This window comes from Pseudomonas sp. BN411, from assembly GCF_029871235.1.
Classification (GTDB): Bacteria; Pseudomonadota; Gammaproteobacteria; order Pseudomonadales; family Pseudomonadaceae; genus Metapseudomonas.
Map to the genome: position 1 here is coordinate 1 of NZ_SSOM01000006.1, position 730 is coordinate 730.

Sequence of the window (730 nt, forward strand, 5' to 3'; positions counted from 1 at the left end):
GCACAGCACCCAGTCGACGCCGTTGGCGCTGAGGGCGATGGAGGATTGGGTGCGCGGCTGGGCACGGAGCTTGCCGCTACGCACGCCTCGGCAGTTGCGGCAGTTGCAGTTCCACTGCGGGAAACCGCCGCCGGCGGCGGAGCCAAGAATCTGGATGTGCATGGGATTTGCCCTGGCGGGGGCCCCGGCTGGGCCGGGGCGATGCGGATCAGCGGTTGGCGAAGTACAGGGTCACTTCGAAACCAATGCGCAGATCGGTAAAGGCGGGTTTAGTCCACATGGAGCAATCCTCTTGTTATGGCGCCGGAGGATTCCGGCAAGTCCAGTTAACCACCGGCCTGAAAGGGCCCGAATGGTACTTTCGGAGGAGATTTGCTCGTGATTTGGTAGGGGCCGGGGCGGGCCGCGTTCGGATGAAGGAAGCATCCGGCGGGCTGGGTGTTTGGACTGGCAGCCCTTCGGCCTGCTTGGCGAATGAATTCGCCCCTACAGGTTTAGCGTCCGGGGGATGGGGGAGAAGGTAGGTTGGGCAGAGCGCAGCGAAGCCCAACAATCGGGGGTTTACCCTGGCACGTTGGGCTTCGCTGCGCTCTGCCACAACCTACGGGAAGAGGTTCGTGCTCCATGAAATACAAAAACGCGGCCGAGGCCGCGTTTTTTCGTTACTTGCCGGGGATCAGAAGAAGCCCAGCGGGTTGATGTCGTAGCTCACCAGCAGGTTCTTGGTCTG

General features: G+C 62.2%; 1 protein-coding gene and 1 pseudogene. Both read right to left on the reverse strand.

The window, feature by feature from the left end; all coding sequences use genetic code 11:
• Positions 1–162: pseudogene (locus E8F06_RS00040) on the reverse strand (pyrroloquinoline quinone biosynthesis protein B); the annotation flags it as partial.
• 46 nt (positions 163–208) lie between these two features.
• Complete coding sequence (gene pqqA / locus E8F06_RS00045; RefSeq protein WP_072432761.1) at positions 209–280, reverse strand: pyrroloquinoline quinone precursor peptide PqqA; 72 nt, start codon at positions 278–280, stop codon at positions 209–211.
• Positions 281–730 lie beyond the last annotated feature (450 nt).